The sequence below is a fragment of the Pseudomonas sp. Rh2 genome, from assembly GCF_040762985.1.
GTDB classification, from domain to species: Bacteria; Pseudomonadota; Gammaproteobacteria; order Pseudomonadales; family Pseudomonadaceae; genus Aquipseudomonas; species Aquipseudomonas taiwanensis.
In genome coordinates, this window is the sequence record NZ_CP142890.1 from 4,887,370 (window position 1) to 4,907,722 (window position 20,353).

Genomic DNA, 20,353 nt, shown 5'->3' on the forward strand with positions numbered 1-20,353 from the left:
CCTATCAGGCGGTTGGCGTCGCTCGTCGCTGTCGGTCAATCAGGTCAGTCGACGGCGGACGTCTCAATCTTGTCCAGCTGGGCGGAACGGCCTACGACACGGCGCAGGTCCTGGCGCTGGGCGACTTCCTGCACCTCTCGGCGCATGACGAGGTCGGCCAGGCTGATGCCACTGAGGAATTCGTGGATCTGCTGGCTGAGGTCACACCACAAGTGGTGGGTCAGGCAGGTGTCGCCGGCATGGCAATCCCCCAGGCCCTGGCAACGGGTGGCATCGACCGATTCGTTGACCGCGTCGATGACCTGGGCCACCTGGATGGTTTCCATGCCCCGCGACAGCTGGTAGCCGCCGCCTGGGCCGCGCACGCTGGAAACCAGACTGCTGCGGCGCAGCTTGGCGAACAGCTGTTCCAGATAAGAGAGGGAAATGCCCTGGCGCTCGGAAATGTCGGCCAAAGACACCGGCCCATGCTGCGCGTGCAACGCCAGGTCAAGCATGGCGGTCACGGCGTATCGGCCTTTGGTAGTCAGTCGCATGGCTAATGGGTACCACGGGAGTTACAGGATGTGAGCGAGTATGCGATTCCCGAGCATTTAAGTCAACTATTAGACCTACTGCTTTAGTCGGGTTTGCATGCGGGAGGCGGGCGCGATTGTAGCAGCAATGGGGCGTGAGCACACGCCCCATGTATCAGTATGCCTTCAGCCTGGCGCGATCAATGCGGCTGAGTGTCGCGCTGGGCCGGCTGCACGATCTCGGCGAAGTCGTCATCGGGCAGGGCCGGCAACTTCGTGGCACAGTAGTCGCTGCCCATCTTGGTCAAGGCACCGCACATGCCTTCCAGGCGGTCGTCGACCGCCTGCAGGTGGTCGAGCATCTGACCGATGGCGCGGGCCACCGGGTCCGGCATGTCGCCACTGACGCCATAGGCATCGAAGCCGATCTTTTCGGCCATGGCCTTGCGCTTGGCCTCGACTTCGTTGTCGTCGGACTTGACGATGATACGCCCCGGAATACCCACGGCGGTCGCACCGGCCGGCACCGCCTTGGTCACCACCGCATTGGAGCCGATCTTGGCCCCTGCCCCGACAGTGAACGGTCCCAACACCTTGGCGCCAGCCCCCACCACGACACCGTTCTCCAGCGTCGGGTGGCGCTTGCCTTTGTTCCAGCTGGTGCCACCCAGCGTCACGCCCTGGTACAGCGTCACATCATCCCCGATCTCGGCGGTTTCGCCGATCACGATACCCATGCCATGGTCGATGAAAAAGCGCCGACCGATGGTCGCCCCCGGGTGGATCTCGATCCCGGTCATCCAGCGGCCGAAATTCGAAACCAGGCGAGCCAGCCACTTGAAATCGCGCTTCCAAAGGGCATGCCCGAGCCGATGCAGCCAGATGGCGTGCATGCCCGGGTAGCAGGTGAGCACCTCGAAGGCATTGCGCGCCGCAGGGTCACGGTGGAAAACGCTTTGGATATCTTCACGCAGACGCTCGAACATCTGTCAGTCCTTCCGCTTATGCGGCTCGCCCCGTGCGACCTTCTGGGTCTCGGTGAGGATGCCGCGCAAAATGCTCATTTCCGAACGATTGACCGCGCTGCGCCCATACAGCCGACGCAAGCGTGGCATCAGGTGCTTGGGCTTCTCAGGGTCAAGGAAGCCGATGTCCACCAGGGTTTTCTCCAGGTGTTCATAGAACAGCTCCATCTCGTCCATGGTCGCCAACTCGTTGCTGCGCAGCGAGTTGGCTTCGAACTTCTCGACTTTCGAGGGCGCACCCTCTGCCGCCAGCCAGGCCATGCGCACTTCATAGGAGAGCACCTGGACGGCGGCAGCAAGGTTCAGCGAGCTGAAGTCGGGGTTCGACGGAATGTGCACGTGGAAGTGACATCGCTGCAGTTCTTCGTTGGTCAGGCCGGCGTGCTCGCGCCCGAACACCAGGGCGATCTCTTCGCCACCGCGGGCATGCTCCACCGCCTTGGCCCCGCACTCGCGGGGATCGATCAACGGCCACGGGATGCTGCGCTCACGGGCACTGGTGCCCATGACCAGGCTGCAGCCGACCAACGCCTGCTCGAGGCTGTCGACCACCTGGGCATTGTCCAGCACATCGTCGGCGCCGGAGGCGCGGGCGGTGGCATCGACCGCCGGGAACTCTTTTGGCTGCACCAGCACCAGACGCGACAAGCCCATGTTTTTCATGGCACGCGCAGCGCCGCCGATGTTGCCGGGGTGGCTGGTATTGACCAGAACAACACGAATATTTTGCAGCAAGGTGTTGTGCTCTCAGATGCAGGTTTGGGGGGTAACGATCTTACAGAACCGACCAGCGTAACGCCATGAAAGCAAATGTGACACTTCTGCCGCCAAAGTTTTCTGCTAGAATGATCGGCTTTCTTCTTTAACATCTCCAGGTGACCCTCCCATGCAGCCTATGCTGAATATCGCCCTGCGCGCCGCTCGCAGCGCCAGTGAACTGATTTTCCGCTCCATCGAACGCCTGGACAGCATCAAAGTCGATGAGAAAGAGGCCAAGGACTACGTCTCCGAGGTCGATCGCGCCGCCGAGCAAACCATCGTCAATGCCCTGCGCAAGGCCTACCCGAACCACTCCATCCAGGGTGAAGAGACCGGCTTGCACGCGGGTACCGGCGAAGAAGGCAAGGACTACCTGTGGATCATCGATCCACTGGACGGCACCACCAACTTCCTGCGCGGCATCCCTCACTTCGCCGTGAGCATTGCCTGCAAATACCGTGGTCGCCTGGAGCATGCCGTAATCGTCGACCCTGTGCGCCAGGAAGAATTCACCGCCAGCCGTGGCCGTGGCGCCCAACTCAATGGCCGCCGCCTGCGCGTCAGCTCGCGCACCAGCCTGGAAGGCGCCCTGCTGGGTACCGGCTTCCCGTTCCGTGACAACCAGATGGCCGACATGGACAACTACCTGGGGATGTTCCGCGCGCTGACCGGCCAGACCGCCGGCATCCGCCGCGCTGGCTCCGCCAGCCTGGACCTCGCCTATGTAGCCGCCGGCCGCTTCGACGCCTTCTGGGAGTCGGGCCTGTCCGAGTGGGACATGGCAGCAGGCGTACTGCTGATCCAGGAAGCAGGCGGCCTGGTGAGCGACTTCAACGGTGGCCACGACTTCCTCGACAAAGGCCACATCGTTGCCGGCAACATCAAGTGCTTCAAGGCGGTACTGACAGCCATCCAGCCGCACCTGCCAGAGCACATGAAGCGTTAAGCGCGCATTGCACGCACGAAAAAGCACCCCGAGGGGTGCTTTTTTTGTGCCTGTAGCAGCGGCGCTGACTAGGTGAACCGCGCCGACCTGAGCCCCTCTTACTGCTGGGCGTCGCTCAGGATCAGCTGGCCATTCTTGTCCACCGGAATGGTCGAGCCAGGTTCGTGATCCATTTTCACCCGACCCACTTTGTCACCGATGGAATAGGTCACGTTGTACCCGACCACCTTCTCACTGACGTCATGCACCGTGCTGCAGCGCGTCTGGGTGGTGGTGTAGGTGTCGCGCTCCTGCATACCTTCTTGCACCTTGTTACCGGCATAGCCACCACCGACCGCACCGGCCACGGTGGCGATCTTCTTGCCGGTACCACCCCCGATCTGGTTACCCAGCAGGCCACCGGCAATGGCACCGACTACGGTACCGGCGATCTGATGCTGGTCCTTGACCGGAGCCTGACGGGTTACCGCCACGTCCTTGCAGACCTCTCGCGGCGTTTTCACCTGCTGCTTGATCGGCTGAACGTCGGTGACTTGAGCATACTCGGGGCCTTTGTTCACCAAGCTGTAGGTCGCCACAGCACCTCCGGCGGTAACACCGACAGCACCCAGAACCGCACCCACCAGCATTGATTTGTTCACGTGAACCTCCTGATCGTACCCGCGGGACTCACCCGCCTTCTCCCTGCCTTGGAACGAAAAAAAAGGCGCGAGTTCAACACTCGCGCCTTTTGAGGTGCCGGATGGCGAAGGATCGATCGTTAAGGACGGTCGTCCACACCCTCGGTCTTGGCAGGCGGAATCAGGTCTTCACTGCTCAGATTCAGCCAGATCAGCACCACGTTGGCGATGTAGATCGACGAATAGGTACCGGCCATGACACCGATGAACAACGCCAGCGAGAAGCCAAAGAGGTTGTCGCCACCGAAGAACAGCAGGGCCGCGATCGCCAGCAAGGTCGATACCGACGTGGCGATGGTGCGCAACAGGGTCTGGGTGGTCGAGACGTTGATGTTCTCGATCAGCGAGGCCTTGCGCATTACCCGGAAGTTCTCACGCACCCGGTCGAACACGACGATGGTGTCGTTCAGCGAGTAACCAATGATCGCCAGCACGGCCGCCAGCACCGTCAGGTCGAAGGTGATCTGGAAGAACGACAGGATGCCCAGGGTCACCACGACGTCGTGGATAAGCGAAACGATGGCACCGACCGCGAACTTCCATTGGAAGCGGAAGGCCAGGTAGATCAGGATGCCGCCCAAGGCCAGCAGCATGCCCAGGCCGCCCTGGTCGCGCAGCTCTTCACCCACCTGCGGGCCGACGAACTCGACGCGCTTGACGGTCGCCGGGTTGTCGCCGCCAGCCTTCTGCAAGGCGGCAGCCACCTTGTTGCCCAGCTGCGGGTCATCGCCCGGCATACGCACCAAAAGATCGGTGGTGGCGCCGAAGCTCTGCACCACGGCTTCGTGGAAGCCCGAATCGACAAGCTCTGCCCGGACGGCCTTGAGGTCGGCGGGGCGCTCGTAGGTCAGCTCGATCAGCGTACCGCCAGTGAAGTCCAGGCCGAAGTTGAGACCCTTCTGCCACCAGCTGAACAGTGCCAGTACGGTGAGGAGCACAGTGATGGCGAACGCGACATTGCGCACGCCCATGAAGTTGATGGTTTTCATCGCAGCTCCCTCAAACCCACAGCTTCTTGATGTCACGCCCGCCGCAGGTCAGGTTGACCATGGCGCGGGTCACCATGACGGCGGTGAACATCGAGGTGAAAATCCCGAGGGACATGGTGACCGCGAAGCCCTTGACCGGGCCAGTGCCCATGGCGAACAGGATGCCACCCACCAGCAGGCTGGTCAGGTTGGCGTCGATGATCGCGGTATAGGCGCGGTTGAAACCTTCGTGAATGGCACGCTGCACCGACATGCCGGCATTCAGCTCCTCACGAATACGCGAGAAGATCAGCACGTTGGCGTCCACCGCCATACCCATGGTCAACACGATACCGGCGATACCAGGCAGGGTCAGGGTCGCGCCCAGCAGCGACATCAGGGCCAACAGCAGCACCATGTTGCCCGCCAGGGCGATGGTGGCGATCACACCGAAAGCGCGATAGATGGCGATGATGAACAGCGAGACGAACAGCATGCCCCACAGGGACGCATCGATACCCTTGGTGATGTTGTCGGCACCCAGGCTCGGGCCAATGGTACGTTCTTCAGCGAAGTACATCGGCGCGGCCAGACCACCGGCACGCAGCAGCAGCGCCAGCTCGGAAGATTCGCCCTGGCCATTGAGGCCGGTGATGCGGAACTGGCTGCCCAGAGGCGACTGGATGGTCGCCAGGCTGATGATCTTCTTCTCTTCCTTGAAGGTCTGGACCGCGACGTCCTTCTCAACGCCGTCGACCATCTGCTTCTCGTAGCGAGTGACCGGCTTCTGCTCGATGAAGATCACCGCCATGCTGCGCCCGACATTGGAGCGCGTGGCACGGCTCATCAGTTCACCACCATGGCCATCAAGGCGAATGTTCACCTGTGGACGGCCATGCTCGTCGAAGCTGGCCTGGGCATCGGTCACCTGGTCACCGGTGATGATCAGACCCCGCTCGACTGCAGCGGAACGACCGCCTTCGCGGAACTCGAAGACCTCGGTAGTGGCCTTGGAGGCACCGGGTTCGGCACCGAAGCGGAACTCGAGGTTGGCGGTTTTACCCAGGATACGCTTGGCCTCGGCAGTGTCCTGCACGCCTGGCAGCTCGACCACGATACGGTTGGCGCCCTGACGCTGTACCAGCGGCTCGGCCACGCCCAGCTCGTTGACGCGGTTGCGCACGGTGGTGAGGTTCTGCTTGATCGAGTATTCGCGGATCTCGGCGACTTTCGCCTGGGTCAGCGCCAGACGCAGCACCGCGACATCGTTGCGCTCGGTGGTGGTCAGGTCGAAATCATTGAAATTCTTGCGGATCAGGACACGTGCCTGCTCGCGGGTAGCATCGTCAGCGAAGCCCAGCATGATCCCGCCATCCTGCTGCGGCAGGCTGCGGTAGCGGATGCGCTCTTTGCGCAGCAAGGTCTTCACCTCGCCTTCGTAGACCTTCATGCGGGCCGTCATGGCCTTGTCCATGTCCACTTCCAGCAGGAAGTGCACACCACCGGACAGGTCCAGGCCGAGCTTCATGGGGCTTGCACCCAGGTTGCGCAGCCACTGCGGGGTGGTTTGCGCCAGGTTCAGGGCCACGACGTACTCATCGCCCAGTACCTTGCGTACCACATCCTTGGCTGGAAGCTGGTCTTCCTGGTTGGTCAGACGCACCAGACCACTGCCCTTTTCGCCCAGGCTCGCGCCCTTGACGGCGATGCCGGCATCGACCAGCGCCTTGGTAGCGCGGTCCAGGTCGGCCTGGCTCACGTGCAGCGCGGAACTGGCGCCGCTGATCTGCACCGCCGGATCATCCGGGTAGAGGTTGGGAGCGGAATAAATAAAGCCGATCGCCAGTACCAGCACGATCAGTGCGTATTTCCACAGAGGGTATTTGTTCAGCATCACGCCGCCCGTTCAAGACGCGGGGCGCGTTGCGCGCCCCGACTGGTAAGAAAAAACGGTAACTCAGATAGCCTTGAGCGTACCTTTTGGCAGGGTCGCAGCCACGGCGCCCTTCTGGAACTTCAGCTCGACGTTGTCGGAAACTTCCAGAACCACGAAATCATCGGAAACCTTGACGATCTTGCCAGCGATACCGCCGTTGGTGACAACTTCGTCACCTTTCTGCAAGTTGCTCAGCAGGTTCTTCTGCTCCTTGGCACGCTTGGCCTGAGGACGCCAGATCATCAGGTAGAAGATGACCAGGAAGCCAACCAGGAAAATCCACTCGAAGCCAGTACCGGCGGGGCCGGCGGCAGGTGCAGCAGCATCCGCGTAAGCGGCGGGAATCAAGAAGCTCATTGGGCACTCCAGTTGCTAAGTTTTAATAATAAGAGCGAACAGTCAGTCCAAAGGCGGCACAGGCAGCCCGCGTTTGGCATAAAAGGCGTCGACAAAGGCGGCCAATTTACCCTGTTGAATAGCCTCGCGTAAACCGGCCATCAAGCGCTGGTAATGGCGCAAGTTGTGGATGGTATTCAGCATGCTGCTCAACATTTCGCCGCACTTGTCCAAGTGATGGAGATAGGCACGGGAGAAGTTGGTGCAGGTGTAGCAATCACAGGTCGGGTCCAGCGGCGAATCATCGTGGCGATGGAACGCATTGCGGATCTTGATCACCCCTGTATCGACGAACAGATGGCCGTTACGCGCGTTGCGCGTCGGCATCACGCAGTCGAACATGTCGACGCCGCGGCGCACACCCTCAACGAGATCTTCCGGTTTGCCTACCCCCATAAGGTAACGAGGTTTGTCAGCAGGCATCTGCGCCGGCAGGTAATCCAGCACCTTGATCATTTCGTGCTTCGGTTCGCCCACCGACAGGCCGCCAATGGCAAGGCCGTCGAAGTCGATGTTGACCAACGCTTCCAGCGAGCGCATGCGCAGGTCCTGGTACATGCCACCTTGGACGATGCCGAACAGTGCCGCTGTGTTGTCACCATGGGCGTTCTTCGATCGCTGGGCCCAGCGCAGCGACAGCTCCATGGAGGTGCGCGCCACGTCGTGCTCGGCCGGATACGGCGTGCACTCGTCGAAGATCATGACGATGTCCGAACCCAGGTCGCGCTGGACCTGCATGGACTCTTCAGGGCCCATGAACACCTTGGAGCCGTCCACCGGCGAGGCGAAGGTCACGCCCTCTTCCTTGATCTTGCGCATGGCACCCAGGCTGAATACCTGGAAACCACCGGAGTCGGTGAGGATAGGGCCTTTCCACTGCATGAAATCGTGCAAGCCGTTGTGCTTCTTGATCACCTCGGTACCTGGACGCAGCCACAGGTGGAAGGTATTGCCGAGGATGATCTCGGCGCCGATGGCCTCGATGTCACGCGGCAGCATGCCCTTGACCGTGCCATAGGTACCCACCGGCATGAACGCCGGGGTTTCCACCGTGCCACGTGGGAAGGTCAGACGGCCACGACGGGCCTTGCCGTCGGTGGCCAGCAGTTCGAAGGACATTCGACAGGTGCGACTCATGCTTGATCCTCTGGGCCGCGTGGCGCCGGATTGCGGGTGATGAACATGGCATCACCGTAACTGAAGAAGCGGTACCCCTGCTCGACCGCCGCCGCGTAGGCGGCCATGGTTTCGGGGTAACCGGCGAAGGCCGAGACCAGCATCAGCAGCGTGGACTCCGGCAGGTGGAAATTGGTGACCAGGGCGTCGACCACATGGAAGGGACGGCCTGGGTAGATGAAGATATCGGTGTCGCCGCTGAAAGCCTTGAGCACACCATCGCGGGCCGCGCTTTCCAGCGAACGTACGCTGGTAGTACCGACCGCCACCACTCGGCCACCGCGCGCACGGCAGGCATCGATGGCATCGACCACCTCCTGGCTCACCTCAAGCCACTCTTTGTGCATGTGGTGGTCTTCGATCTTGTCGACCCGCACTGGCTGGAAGGTGCCCGCCCCCACGTGGAGGGTGACGAAGGCCCGTTCCACGCCTTTGGCGGCGATTTTTTCCAACAACGCTTCGTCGAAGTGCAGCCCGGCAGTGGGTGCCGCTACCGCGCCCGCACGCTCGGCATACACAGTCTGGTAGCGTTCACGGTCGGCGCCTTCGTCCGGGCGGTCGATGTAGGGCGGCAACGGCATGTGCCCTACCCGCTCAAGCAACGGCAGCACCTCTTCGGTGAAGCGCAGTTCGAACAGCGTTTCGTGGCGCGCGACCATCTCGGCCTCGCCACCACCGTCGATGAGGATCAGCGAGCCGGCCTTTGGCGCCTTGCTGGAGCGCACATGGGCCAGAACCCGGTGGCTGTCGAGCACCCGTTCTACCAGCACCTCCAGCTTGCCGCCGGAAGCCTTCTGGCCAAACAGCCGCGCCGGGATCACCCGGGTATTGTTGAATACCATGAGGTCGCCAGGGCGCAGGTAGTCGAGCAGATCGGGGAACTGCTTGTGCGCCAGCGCCCCGCTAGGTCCATCGAGGACCAGCAGACGGCTACCATGGCGCTCGGCCAGCGGATGACGAGCGATCAGGGAATCGGGGAGTTCGAAAGAAAAATCGGCGACGCGCATGATGGTGTTCGGTTCGACAGGGCCGCAAAGTTTAGCCCAATGTGTGAAAATTGACTATGAAACACGATTGACCGACCCAAGACACCTCTCTATACTGCGCGCCACACGCCCTGATGGCGGAATTGGTAGACGCGGCGGATTCAAAATCCGTTTTCGAAAGGAGTGGGAGTTCGAGTCTCCCTCGGGGCACCAAATCCGAAGAAAACCGACCTTATGGTCGGTTTTTTTGTGCCTGTAACCAGGCTCCTGCCCTGTACCCTTGCTACCGCACCGAACCTGCCAATGACACGCCATTAATTGGCGCCACGCCAACGACTGTGCCGCCTGCAGCCATGCCTGGATTCTATTGGCCAGCAGCCAAGCCTCTACTTAGGATGTTATTCGTCGGATATACGCAGAAAGCATTGATCGAATGATGTCATCTGGCCATAGTTGCGCTCCCGTTTTTCCACCTCTGTGTGTGCCATGAAAAAAACCGTGCCCTGCCTGGCTGCAATGATGCTGCTCAGTGGGTGCAATGGAATGCCAACCTCCTACGTCTCAGATCCCGTCTACGACCAGGCTTTCGTGGTCACCTCAGGTGCTCCGCTGCCGATGCTGCTGATGGCCTCGGCCATTCAGTGGAATGAAGACTATGCGGTAACCGCCAAACACACGCCCTTCCTGCGCAACGTGGTCCACGAAGGCCTCGGCGACGTGGTGTTCTTCAAGCACAAGGCGGCGCAGGTTCCCACCTGGCGCCAGTATGTGCCGGGCGAGTCGGTCACGGCGGTAGGTTTCAACAGCTTCATGGTCCCCGTTCAGGGCACCGGTCATGCCCTGCCATCGCTGGTACGCCTGGAAGGTACGCCAGGCAGTGTGTTTTATTCGGTACACGACGGGCCGATGGTCAAGGGCATGTCTGGCGGCCCGGTGTTTGCTGGAGACGGCAAGGTGGTGGGTATCAGCGTCGCGTTCATCCCCACGAAGCAGATCGACGCGCAGAGCCGGCCGGACCTGGCCGGGCGTGAGCGCGTCAGTGTGTTCATGTCCTACAGCGAAATTGCCAAGGAATGGCGACGTTTCCAGTACCTGCAGGCGCGCAAGGCCAATCCTCGCGCGACGCCGCCAGCCATCAAGGGCTATGTGGCAACCGCCAACCCAGGAGGCTAAAGCGTTCAGGGGCAGCTTGTCCGATCGGCGCCACCGATGGAAGATGACGGACCATGAGCAATCATCAGTAAGGAACGCTGCCCCATGCTCCTGACACATCGCCCCGCGCAAACCGCCGATATACCCGTCATCTGCTGTTTCCCCCAAGGTCCGGACGAACTGTTCTACATGTTCCCCAAGGCCAGCTACCCGCTGACACCTGCTCAGTTGAGCGACGCCATCGCCCAGCGCAGTGGCTCGACGGTGGTCGAGGGCGAGGGCGTGGTTCTGGGCTTCGCCAACTTCTACAAGGCAGAAAGGGGCGGGGTTTGCGCATTGGGCAATGTCGTCGTGGCGCCGGCGGCGCGTGGCCGAGGGGTGGCGCGCTATCTGGTGCAACGCATGGTCGATCTGGCCCGCGAACAATTCGCGGCGCGGGAGGTGTGGGTGTCGTGCTTCAACCACAACACCGCGGGCCTGCTGCTTTATCCATCGCTTGGTTTCGCGCCCTTCGCAATCGAAGAACGGCACACCCCGGATGGCAAGCGGGTGGCGCTGGTGCAAATGAAGCAAGTGATAGGTTGACCCTTCACCTTTGCCAGGCTCTGCGTGAAAAGTCTTGAGACGAAGGTCAGGCTGTTTTCAACGCAGCCTCACCGAGTAGCAAGGCTTTTCATACAGCGCCTAAAACCCTTGGTCCCGTTACAGCGAACCTTCCCTTCTCCTCGACGTCCGAACCTGCATCGCCCACGTTTCGAGGTAGCGCGTGTGAAGAACCTCATCGCCCGCCAGTACCGCCTGGTGGTGAAGACTTTCGGTTACATCGGTTGGTCGCTGTTCTGGCTGCTGATCTGGGATGTGCTGGTCACCATCGACTTCATGCTGTTCTTCAACAGCAAGTTCACCCTGCCACTGATCCCGCTGACCCTGCTGGGTTCGGCGCTGGTGGTGCTGGTGAGTTTTCGCAACAGCAGTGCCTATAACCGCTGGTGGGAGGCCAGGACACTCTGGGGCGCGTTGGTGAACAGCTCTCGCAGCTTTGCCCGGCAGACGCTGACTTTGATCGACGACCCCACGGAGGGCCTGAACCCGGCCAAGGCAACCCTGCTGCGCAGGCACATCGCCTACGTCAACTGCCTGGCGGCACACTTGAAGGGCGAGGCCTGCCCGGATGAACTGATGGCGTTCATCCCCTTGGACGAGTTCGAGCGGCGCAACCGTTCCAACAATTTCGCCAACGATATTCTCAGCGGTTCGGCAACCCTGTTGGCCAGGGAATACCAGGCTGGCCGCCTGGACAGCATCCGTCTGGCGCGGCTGGAGTCCACCCTGGTGGACCTCTCCAATGCCCAGGGCGGCATGGAACGAATCGCCAACACGCCCCTGCCCTACCCCTATGTGTATTTCCCACGGCTGTTCATCACCTTGTTCTGCCTGATCGTGCCAATCGGGCTGGTGGAATCGCTGGGGTGGTTCACGCCCCTGGCGTCGACGGTAGTGGGGTTCATGTTGCTGGCCATCGAGCGTATCGGCACCGACTTGCAGAGCCCGTTCAAGTTCAGCGAGCACCAAATCCAGATGGACACCATCTGCGAAACGATCGAGCGGAACCTGGAATCGATGCAGCGCGAGGCGCAGCGCGGGGAACGGGTGTAGGCGCCGGCTTGCCAGCGGGGGGCCGCAAAGCGGCCGGTCCCTCTATCAGGCGCGCACGAACCGCTGGCGCAACAGATCACTCAACGCATCGACCAGCAGCACCAGCACCAGCATGGCAATGATCACCGTACTGGCCTGCGCTTCCTGGAACAGGCTCAAGGTGGTGTAAAGCATCTGCCCCAATCCCCCCGCGCCGACGAAACCCAGCACGCTGGCCATGCGGATGTTGTTTTCCCAGCGGTACAAACTGTAGGCCAGCAGCTGAGGCCAGAGGTTGGGCAACGTCCCGAAACAGAACGCAGCCAGCTGGCTACCACCTTGCAAACGAATGGCCGCCGCCGGTTCCGGTGACGCATTCTCCAACGCTTCGGCGAACAGACGCCCCAATACCCCGGCGGTATGCAGTGCCAGCGCCAGGGTACCGGCATTCGGCCCAAGCCCGGCAGCCAGCACCGTCAACGCAGCCCATACCAGTTCAGGTATGGCCCGCAGGGCGTTCAGCAGCAGGCGCGCGGCAGCCTGTAGCAGCCAGCCGAAACGCCCTGCCGCAGGCAATGCCAGCAGCATCCCCAAGCCCATTGCAAGCAGGGTGCCCATCCCGGACATGGCCAGGGTTTCCAGGGCACCACGCCCCACTGCGCGCAGGTGCTCGCCAGTCAGGTCAGGCCGCAGGAACCGCCCGGCATACTCACCCATCTGCCCCAGGCCACCGTTGCCGACCACCGCATGAAGATCCAGCTCAAGGTATGCGAAAGACGCCACCACCGCCGCGATGATGACAGCGACCACCAGCAGGTTGATCACCCGGTTCATGCCAACCTCCCCCGCAGGAAGCGGCTGAGTTGGTCGGCCAGAAATACCAGCACCAGAAACGCCAGCAGCATGCTTGCCACTTCAGCACCGGCGAACATGCGCATCGAGAGGTCTATCTGCTGGCCAAGCCCACCGGCGCCGACGAAGCCCATCACCACCGAAGCGCGCACCGCGCACTCCCAGCGGTATACGGTGTAGGACACGACCTCGGCTCCAGCCGTGGGCAGAATGCCGTAGAAGAATGCGGTCAGTCGGCCACTGCCGGCCTGCAGCAACGCATGGGCCGGGCGCTGGTCGACCGACTCGAAGATCTCTGCGTAGACCTTGCCGAGCATACCGCTGTAGGTAATGGCGATGGCCAGTACCCCGGCTGTCGGCCCCAGCCCCACGGCGCGCACGAACAGCAGCGCCCAGACGATCTCCGGCACACTGCGCAGGAAGATCAGCAGGCCGCGCACGGGCATGCGCAGCAACCGCGACCACAGCCCTGCCCTACCGCCCCTGGAGGCTGCGCGCAACGACAGGGCGCGGCTGGCCATCAGGCTGGCCGGCACCGCCAGCAGCAGCGCCAGGGCCATACCGGCAGTGGCCACGGCCAGGGTCTGCAACGTCGACTGATACAACAGCGCCAGGAACTCGTGGTCATGGGCTGGCGGCCAGAACGCGCGGGTGAAACTGGCGATCTGCTGCCGGTTCTCTGCCTGCAGCAACACACCAGGATCGAGCTCGCTCAACTGCAAACCGGGCCACAACAGGGCCACGGCAATCAGGCTCAGCAATAAGCGCGGCAGCAGCGCCGGGTCGCGGACATCGGATTTCAGCATCGTGGAATCTGTACCGTCAACGTCGGGCTGGTCGTGGGGGGCGACGCCAGTTGCTCGTTGGCATACAGCGCATCCAGGCGTGCTTCGCTGACCGCCGCCGCGGGGCAATCGAACGCCACCTGGCCATCACGGATGCCTACCACCCGAGGGAAATGCGCCAGAGCCAGGTCCACGGCATGCAGGCTCGCCACCAGGGTCACGCCATTGGTCATGGCGTGGCGGTTGAGCAAGGCCAGGCTGTGATCGGCCAACACGGGGTCCATGGCCGACACCGGCTCGTCGGTCAGCAACAGTTCAGGCTGCTGGTAAAGCGCCCGGGCGATGCCGACCCGCTGCAACTGGCCGCCAGACAACTGCCCGCACTGCACGAACAGTTTATCGGCCAGCCCCAGCTCGGCCAGCGCCTGACGCGCCCCCGGCACGTCGCTTGGGTAAAGCAGGTTGAGCAAGCCACGCAGGGTGCCCCACCGTCCGAGTCGGCCGGCCAGCACCGCCGTTACCACTCGCTGGCGCGGCGGCAAGGGCGGTGCCTGATGCACCAGCCCCACCCTCGTGCGCAAACGCTGACGAGCCCCTGCGGACAGGCTCCAGGGTTGTTCGCCAAACACCTCCAGGCGGCCGGCACTGGGCTCGATGGCCGTCGCCATCAGGTGCAACAGGCTGGATTTGCCAGCCCCTGAAGGACCGATGATCGCAACCCGTTCACCCTGCTCGATCCGCAGGTTGACGGCATTCAAGGCACGAACCTGGCCGTGTCGCAGGTCGACGTTGTGAAGATGGATAGTCACTTGAGCAGGCCGGCCTCACGTGCCGCTTGCTCGGTGCCTGCATAGTTCTCAGGCTGGGTCTCGATGAAGCGGCTGGCGGCCTGCAGGTCGAGGATCGCCTTGTGCTCCGGGTTGGCCGGGTCGAGGTCGAGGAAGGCCTTCTTGATCTTTTCCTTCAGCTGCGGATCCATGTTGCCGCGCACGGTCCAGTTGTAGTCGTAATAGGCCGGGGTAGTGGCGAACACCTTGACCTTGCTGGTGTCGACCTTGCCGGCATCGACCAGCTTCTGCCATACGCTGGCATTGAGCACGCCACCATCGACCTTGCCGGCCTGAACCCAGGCAACCGTCGCGTCGTGCGCACCGGAGTAGGCCACGCGGCTGAAGTAGCTCTCCGGCTTGATGTTGTCTTCCTTGAGCATGAAGTAACGCGGCATCAAGCTACCGGAAGTGGACGAGATCGAACCGAAGGCGAAGGACTTGCCCTTCAGGTCGGCCAGGCTCTTGACGTCCGGATTGGCAGTGATGAACTTCGAGGTGAATTGCGCGTCCTGTTCACGTTGTACCAATGGCGTGGCTTTGGGGTCCTTCAGGTGCACCTGGACGAAGGTGAAGCCTCCCAGCCAGGCCAGGTCCAAGCGGTCGGACGCCAGCGATTCGACCACTGCCGGGTAATCGGCCACCGGCACGAACTTCACGTCCATGCCCAGCTGCTTGGACAGATATTCCCCCAGCGGCTTGAACTTGCGCAGCAGTTCGGTTGGCGCTTCGTCTGGGATGGCACTGACTCGCAGGGTATCGGCAGCCTGGGCGATGACGGCGCAGCAAGACAGCGCAAGTCCGGCTGCAAGGGCCAGAGGGCGTTTGAGCATTGGGGTTCTCCGGTTCAATAGCGGGGAAAGGGCCGGCATCCGCGCCGACCGTGGCAAGTATAAGAGTCCATGGCGCAAAGACCAGCTTTGCTACAATCGCGCAACATCATTGAGCGCACGAGGTGCATATGAGCGAGCCGATTCGCCTGACCCAATACAGCCACGGTGCCGGCTGTGGCTGCAAGATCTCTCCCAAGGTGCTGGACGTGATCCTCGCCGAAAGCGGTGCACAGGCCCTCGACCCGAAGCTCTGGGTGGGCAATGCCTCCCGCGACGATGCCGCCGTCTACGCACTGGACGATGAACGTGGCGTGGTCTCGACCACCGACTTCTTCATGCCCATCGTCGATGACCCGTACGATTTCGGCCGCATCGCCGCCACCAATGCGATCAGCGACATCTACGCCATGGGCGGCGACCCCTTGATGGCCATCGCCATTCTTGGCTGGCCGGTCAACGTACTGCCACCGGAAGTGGCTCGCGAGGTGATCCGTGGCGGGCGCGCCGTGTGCGCCGAAGCAGGCATTCCATTGGCAGGTGGCCACTCCATCGACGCCCCGGAACCGATCTTCGGCCTGGCCGTCACCGGCGTGGTCAGCAAGCATCACCTCAAGCGCAACGACACCGCTACCGTGGGCTGCCGTCTGTACCTGACCAAACCCTTGGGCATCGGCATCCTCACCACCGCCGAGAAGAAAGCCAAGCTGCGCGAACAGGACCACGGCCTGGCCCGTGACTGGATGTGCACCCTCAACACCCCCGGCAGCCGCTTTGGCAAGCTTGGCGGCGTCAAGGCCATGACCGACGTGACCGGTTTCGGCCTGCTCGGCCATTTGGTGGAACTGGCCGAAGGCAGTGGCCTGACCGCGCACCTGAACTACACAGCCGTACCGCGTCTGCCCAGTGTCGACCACTACCTGGCCGAGGGCTGCATCCCAGGAGGCACCCTGCGTAACTTCGACAGCTATGGCCACAAGATCGGCGCCTTGAGCGACGAGCAGAAGCACCTGCTGTGCGACCCGCAGACCAGCGGCGGCCTGTTGGTAGCCGTTACTCCAGAGGGTGAAGCGGAGTTTCTCGACGTAGCTGCAGCGCTTGGCCTGAAGCTCGCGCCGATCGGCGCGCTGGTCGAGCGACAGAGCCACGCGGTCGAGGTGATCTGATGCGCCCCGACTGCACCGATTTTCGCCAGCTGTTCCTCGACGACGCGCCCATGATGGACATGCGCGCGCCCATCGAGTTTGCCAAGGGGGCCTTCCCGGGCTCCGTCAACCTGCCGCTGATGACCGATCAGGAACGGCAGAAGGTTGGCACCTGCTACAAGCAACAGGGCCAGGCCGCCGCCATCACCCTGGGCCACCAACTGGTCAGCGGCACTACCAAGCGCGAGCGCCTGCATGCCTGGGCCAGCTTTGCCAAGGCCCACCCCGACGGATACCTGTACTGCGCCCGCGGCGGCCTACGCTCGCTGATCGTCCAGCAGTGGCTGCGTGACGAGGCCGGCATTGACTACCCACGCATCAAGGGTGGCTACAAAGCCATGCGCATGTTCCTGCTGGAAACCACCCTGCAGGCGGTGGCGCAATGCGATTTCGTACTGGTGGGCGGCCTGACCGGCACCGGCAAGACCGATGTCTTGCACCAGCTGAGCAACGTGCTCGACCTGGAAGGCCATGCCAACCATCGCGGATCCAGTTTCGGCAAGCGTGCCACCGCACAGCCTTCGCAGATCGACTTCGAGAACCGCCTGGCCATCGACGTACTGAAGAAGCGCGCTCGCGGCATCGACCAGTTCGTGCTCGAGGATGAAGGCCGTATTGTCGGCAGTTGCTCGGTGCCGCTGGAGTTGTACCAGGGCATGCAGCAATATCCGATGGTGTGGTTGGAGGACAGCTTCGAGAACCGCGTGGAGCGCATCTTGCGCGATTACGTGGTCAACCTGAGCGCCGAATTCATCGCACTGCACGGCGAGGAGCTTGGTCAACGACTGTTCGCCGAGCGCATGCTGCAAAGCATGAGCAATATCCACAAGCGCCTGGGCGGCGAGCGTTTCCAGCGCTTGTCCGAGATCATGCGCCAGGCGCTGGACGAACAGCAGCGCTGCGGCGCGGTGGACCTGCACCGGGGTTGGATCGAGGGCTTGCTCAACGAGTACTACGACCCGATGTACGCCTACCAGCGCGAGGCCAAGGCCGAACGCATCGAGTTTGCCGGCGATGCACGCGAGGTGCGTGAGTACCTGAAGGCGCGCAAGCGATAAAGGATGGCTGCGCGACTTGCGCACTGACACCATCGCCGGCAAGCCGGCTCCGGCGAGGACTGCGCCAGGAATCGGCTTGCCGGCGAGCGTGACGGAGCCCCCACATCACTGCCCAGGGCTGAGCACCCGATCCAGCTCCCCCGCCCGCTCCCGAGTCATGTCCAGCATGCACATTCCACCTTCAAGCAGAGCCATGGTCCCGCCACTGGCCTGCACATGGAACTGGCAGTTGCCGTCGCGATAAGCGATCCACTGGCGCTGCACCTCCCGCAGACGCTTCTGCTGACCGGCATCGAGCTTGGCCATCAGCCGCTTGTAGACCCGGTTCAACCGCTGGTCCTGCAGCGCGGTCTCCTGTTGAATGCATGCACTCATTGCCGCCGTACTGGCCGCCTTGTCCATGCACTGGCCATAGCCCTGCGAGTTTTCCTCGGCCCATGCCTGCGGCAGCAAACCGGCCACTGCAAGGCCTATCAAAAAATGTCTGATCATCATCGTCCCTCCTGGCGAGCATCAGAATGCCCGCGGCTGCTCCGGCGGCATCAGCACCTTGCCAGGCTCGAAGCGCAACGATGGCATCTGCGTGGCGGCATAAAAGGTCACCCCAAGCGCCGCAATCAATGCCACATCCAGCCAGTTCCAACCTGGCACATCGTCACGGCTGCGGGCCTTCCAACACTGCCAGGCCTGGCCGGCACAGAACACGACGATTGCCGCCAGCCACAGGTAGAAGCCCGCACCAAAGCCGGTTCGCTCATGGAACTCATAGCTGATGTTATCGGGCAGGCGTTCAATGCCGAAGCTGCTGGCGGCGAGGTACAGCGCCCCCAAACCCAGCCCCAGGGCCAGCCGTCGGAAGCGCCGATGGCTCAGGAATGCCAATGCCAGCAGCGGATTGGCGAACCACTGGAACAACCCGAAGGGCACGCCCCAGGGCCCGTAAAGCAGCATCTGCAGTGCTGGCATGTGCCGATCAGCGCCCATCAGGGCGCCATCGAACGCCAGGCAGAGCAGGTACAAGGCGAGACTCAAGGTGAGGTAGAAAGCTGGCAAACGGCGGCTCCGTGCTCAATCGTCGAGATTGCCGACCATACAGCACCGGGCGGTCAGACGACAGGCGGCTCAAGTAACAGACCGTATATCCCCGAGTCGGACAGCTCGCCCGCCACGCACCAGCGTGCTCGCAGCGTGCCTTCCAATACGAATCCCTGGCGTTCCAGGGTACGGGCCGAACCGCTGTTGCGCGGGTCGATTTCCGCTTCAAGGCGGCGCATGTGCAAGGTGTGGGCGAGGTAATCGATGAAGCAGGTCAGCGCTTCATCCATGTAGCCCCTGCCCTGCACGGCGCTGGCCAGGCAATAGCCGATTTCGCCACGGCGGGAGACGTCATCGATATTGAACAGCTGCACCATGCCGATCAGTGCGCCGTTGTCACGGCGATACATGCCCAGCTTGAGCTGGTCGCCATTGGCGTACGCTTCGCGGTCGGCGGCCAGTGCGCTCTGGGCTTCGGCAAGGTCTTGCCAGGGTGCGTGGTGCCAGTAACGCATGACCTCGGGGTCGGCCATGATCTTCAGCCATTGTGCAGCGTCGGCGTGGCGCATCGGGCGCAACTGCAGGCGCGGGCTGTCGAGGCAGAGGTCACTGGGGAAACTGCGGGGTGGGGTCACGCCGGATCTCCTGTCCATGGCTGGGGAGATGACAGTTTAACGTCATGTGGGGTGGGTGGGGGTATGGCTTGGGTTTGGAGTGGGCGGCGGGTGCATGCCTGGCGTTTGCGGTGGTGCTGAAACCGAGCGCCGCCCGCGCGGCGCATCGCGAGCAAGGCTCGCTCCTACGTCTGTTTCGGGCCAGTAACGCCAGTGACAGGCGCGCGCGACCGCCTTGTTTGTACGGCACGGTATCGCGCTATGCAGCCAGGCGTTCGCGTGCAAATCCCGCAGGACTCATTGGCCCGAAACAGACGTAGGAGCGAGCCTTGCTCGCGATGCGCCGCGCGGGCGGCGCTCGATCTCAAGAACGCTGCAGCTCTATCGGCGAACACGCCTCAAGCCCAGCACCACCGGCAGCTCATCGAAGGCGTGGTCGAGCCGGATGCCGGGCTGGATGACGTACAGGTCGCGACACGGCCAGACCGAAGTCTGCACGCGCACCGCCCCCTGCCCTACTGAAGCATTCGGTTTCAGATTCAGAACCTTCTTACAGCTGACGCTTCAGGCCACCTCGGCCCCATCATCCGGCCAATGCGGCTCGTTGGCCTCTGGTGGCGTCAACGGAGGCAGGCCATAGAACGCCCGCGCATCGTCGCAACTTGGATTATGCACCCCACCCTCCCAAGACGCCTCGAACTCGCGGCATGGGCTGGAACGGTTGGCGTAGATGGTGCACGCGACTTCCTTGCCAATCTCGCCCTGCAGGCTCACGCAGCGGCAAGGCTTGGCGTCGGTGCCGATCATGGCAACACGCGTCGGGTTGATTTGCACCACCAGGTCATCCGGCACAAGGCCGCCGGCAGACTGGCATTCGCCCCAGAAAAAGGACACACGGAAATACCCGCAGCAGGCGCCGCAGTCAAGGCAAGGGTTGTATTCGGACATGATGGCACGGAGGGAAGGTTGTTGT

Annotated in this window: 23 protein-coding genes and 1 tRNA gene; 7 read left to right on the plus strand and 17 right to left on the minus strand. The window is 62.5% G+C overall.

What is annotated here, in order from left to right:
* Positions 1 to 44: 44 nt before the first annotated feature.
* From iscR to trmJ, 3 genes are all read right to left on the minus strand, one after another.
* On the minus strand, positions 45 to 536 hold the full coding sequence (gene iscR / locus VXM67_RS22335; RefSeq protein WP_023382215.1) for a Fe-S cluster assembly transcriptional regulator IscR: 492 nt from the start codon (positions 534 to 536) through the stop codon (positions 45 to 47).
* Positions 537 to 715: 179 nt separating this feature from the next.
* On the minus strand, positions 716 to 1,501 hold the full coding sequence (gene cysE / locus VXM67_RS22340) for a serine O-acetyltransferase (protein WP_023382216.1): 786 nt from the start codon (positions 1,499 to 1,501) through the stop codon (positions 716 to 718).
* Positions 1,502 to 1,504: 3 nt separating this feature from the next.
* Positions 1,505 to 2,275, minus strand: a complete 771-nt coding sequence (gene trmJ, locus VXM67_RS22345; protein WP_023382217.1) for a tRNA (cytosine(32)/uridine(32)-2'-O)-methyltransferase TrmJ — start codon at positions 2,273 to 2,275, stop codon at positions 1,505 to 1,507.
* Between the two features lie 151 nt (positions 2,276 to 2,426).
* Here trmJ and suhB point away from each other — a divergent pair, with 151 nt between their 5' ends.
* Positions 2,427 to 3,245: an inositol-phosphate phosphatase gene (gene suhB / locus VXM67_RS22350; RefSeq protein ID WP_023382218.1), complete on the plus strand. Its 819-nt coding sequence runs from the start codon at positions 2,427 to 2,429 to the stop codon at positions 3,243 to 3,245.
* A gap of 98 nt (positions 3,246 to 3,343) precedes the next feature.
* On the opposite strand, the gene VXM67_RS22355 is transcribed toward suhB, so the two are convergent.
* The 6 genes from VXM67_RS22355 to queA all read right to left on the minus strand — a co-directional run bounded on the left by VXM67_RS22355 (position 3,344) and on the right by queA (position 9,408).
* Entirely contained in the window at positions 3,344 to 3,886 is a 543-nt protein-coding gene (locus VXM67_RS22355; RefSeq protein ID WP_023382219.1) for a glycine zipper 2TM domain-containing protein, read from the minus strand.
* A 119-nt stretch (positions 3,887 to 4,005) separates the two neighbouring features.
* Positions 4,006 to 4,914, minus strand: a complete 909-nt coding sequence (secF, locus tag VXM67_RS22360) for a protein translocase subunit SecF (protein ID WP_023382220.1) — start codon at positions 4,912 to 4,914, stop codon at positions 4,006 to 4,008.
* A gap of 10 nt (positions 4,915 to 4,924) precedes the next feature.
* The gene (gene secD, locus VXM67_RS22365; protein WP_027906608.1) at positions 4,925 to 6,787 is read right to left on the minus strand and encodes a protein translocase subunit SecD; all 1,863 of its coding nucleotides are present in this window, start codon (positions 6,785 to 6,787) and stop codon (positions 4,925 to 4,927) included.
* 63 nt (positions 6,788 to 6,850) lie between these two features.
* Complete coding sequence (yajC, locus tag VXM67_RS22370; RefSeq protein ID WP_023382222.1) at positions 6,851 to 7,186, minus strand: preprotein translocase subunit YajC; 336 nt, start codon at positions 7,184 to 7,186, stop codon at positions 6,851 to 6,853.
* Between the two features lie 42 nt (positions 7,187 to 7,228).
* Complete coding sequence (tgt, locus tag VXM67_RS22375; protein ID WP_162144435.1) at positions 7,229 to 8,344, minus strand: tRNA guanosine(34) transglycosylase Tgt; 1,116 nt, start codon at positions 8,342 to 8,344, stop codon at positions 7,229 to 7,231.
* A 14-nt stretch (positions 8,345 to 8,358) separates the two neighbouring features.
* Complete coding sequence (gene queA, locus VXM67_RS22380) at positions 8,359 to 9,408, minus strand: tRNA preQ1(34) S-adenosylmethionine ribosyltransferase-isomerase QueA (RefSeq protein ID WP_023382224.1); 1,050 nt, start codon at positions 9,406 to 9,408, stop codon at positions 8,359 to 8,361.
* Between the two features lie 107 nt (positions 9,409 to 9,515).
* Between queA and VXM67_RS22385 the strand changes: the two genes are divergently transcribed.
* The 4 genes from VXM67_RS22385 (at position 9,516) to VXM67_RS22400 (ending at position 12,195) form a co-directional block, all read left to right on the plus strand.
* Positions 9,516 to 9,600, plus strand: a tRNA-Leu gene (locus VXM67_RS22385).
* A 306-nt stretch (positions 9,601 to 9,906) separates the two neighbouring features.
* Positions 9,907 to 10,560 (plus strand): trypsin-like peptidase domain-containing protein, encoded by a 654-nt coding sequence (locus VXM67_RS22390; RefSeq protein WP_027906609.1) that lies wholly within the window; start codon positions 9,907 to 9,909, stop codon positions 10,558 to 10,560.
* 84 nt (positions 10,561 to 10,644) lie between these two features.
* Entirely contained in the window at positions 10,645 to 11,124 is a 480-nt protein-coding gene (locus tag VXM67_RS22395) for a GNAT family N-acetyltransferase (RefSeq protein WP_023382242.1), read from the plus strand.
* Positions 11,125 to 11,307: 183 nt separating this feature from the next.
* Positions 11,308 to 12,195, plus strand: coding sequence for a bestrophin family protein (locus tag VXM67_RS22400; protein ID WP_023382244.1), 888 nt, complete (start codon positions 11,308 to 11,310; stop codon positions 12,193 to 12,195).
* Between the two features lie 45 nt (positions 12,196 to 12,240).
* Here VXM67_RS22400 and phnE read toward each other — a convergent pair whose 3' ends face one another.
* From phnE to VXM67_RS22420, 4 genes are read right to left on the minus strand one after another with little or no spacing between them, the layout of a single operon-like run.
* Positions 12,241 to 13,008: a phosphonate ABC transporter, permease protein PhnE gene (gene phnE / locus VXM67_RS22405; RefSeq protein ID WP_023382245.1), complete on the minus strand. Its 768-nt coding sequence runs from the start codon at positions 13,006 to 13,008 to the stop codon at positions 12,241 to 12,243.
* Positions 13,005 to 13,832: an ABC transporter permease gene (locus tag VXM67_RS22410; protein ID WP_027906611.1), complete on the minus strand. Its 828-nt coding sequence runs from the start codon at positions 13,830 to 13,832 to the stop codon at positions 13,005 to 13,007. Before VXM67_RS22410 ends, phnE begins: the two co-directional genes overlap by 4 nt.
* Positions 13,826 to 14,620, minus strand: a complete 795-nt coding sequence (locus VXM67_RS22415) for a phosphonate ABC transporter ATP-binding protein (RefSeq protein WP_023382247.1) — start codon at positions 14,618 to 14,620, stop codon at positions 13,826 to 13,828. Before VXM67_RS22415 ends, VXM67_RS22410 begins: the two co-directional genes overlap by 7 nt.
* Positions 14,617 to 15,471: a putative selenate ABC transporter substrate-binding protein gene (locus VXM67_RS22420; protein ID WP_023382248.1), complete on the minus strand. Its 855-nt coding sequence runs from the start codon at positions 15,469 to 15,471 to the stop codon at positions 14,617 to 14,619. The genes VXM67_RS22415 and VXM67_RS22420 overlap by 4 nt, the downstream gene beginning before the upstream one ends.
* 128 nt (positions 15,472 to 15,599) lie before the next feature.
* Between VXM67_RS22420 and selD the strand changes: the two genes are divergently transcribed.
* Both selD and mnmH read left to right on the plus strand, forming a co-directional pair.
* A complete protein-coding gene (gene selD, locus VXM67_RS22425; protein WP_104883336.1) occupies positions 15,600 to 16,634 on the plus strand; it encodes a selenide, water dikinase SelD in 1,035 nt (344 codons plus the stop codon).
* Positions 16,634 to 17,731 carry a tRNA 2-selenouridine(34) synthase MnmH gene (gene mnmH, locus VXM67_RS22430; protein ID WP_367237380.1) on the plus strand — a complete coding sequence of 366 codons (1,098 nt, stop codon included), beginning with the start codon at positions 16,634 to 16,636 and terminating at the stop codon, positions 17,729 to 17,731. The genes selD and mnmH overlap by 1 nt, the downstream gene beginning before the upstream one ends.
* Before the next feature lie 105 nt (positions 17,732 to 17,836).
* On the opposite strand, the gene VXM67_RS22435 is transcribed toward mnmH, so the two are convergent.
* The 4 genes from VXM67_RS22435 to VXM67_RS22450 all read right to left on the minus strand — a co-directional run bounded on the left by VXM67_RS22435 (position 17,837) and on the right by VXM67_RS22450 (position 20,328).
* Entirely contained in the window at positions 17,837 to 18,223 is a 387-nt protein-coding gene (locus tag VXM67_RS22435) for a lysozyme inhibitor LprI family protein (protein ID WP_023382251.1), read from the minus strand.
* A gap of 21 nt (positions 18,224 to 18,244) precedes the next feature.
* Complete coding sequence (locus VXM67_RS22440) at positions 18,245 to 18,784, minus strand: hypothetical protein (RefSeq protein WP_023382252.1); 540 nt, start codon at positions 18,782 to 18,784, stop codon at positions 18,245 to 18,247.
* Positions 18,785 to 18,837: 53 nt separating this feature from the next.
* Positions 18,838 to 19,401, minus strand: coding sequence for a GNAT family N-acetyltransferase (locus VXM67_RS22445; RefSeq protein ID WP_027906614.1), 564 nt, complete (start codon positions 19,399 to 19,401; stop codon positions 18,838 to 18,840).
* A gap of 543 nt (positions 19,402 to 19,944) precedes the next feature.
* A complete protein-coding gene (locus tag VXM67_RS22450; RefSeq protein WP_023382254.1) occupies positions 19,945 to 20,328 on the minus strand; it encodes a YkgJ family cysteine cluster protein in 384 nt (127 codons plus the stop codon).
* Positions 20,329 to 20,353 lie beyond the last annotated feature (25 nt).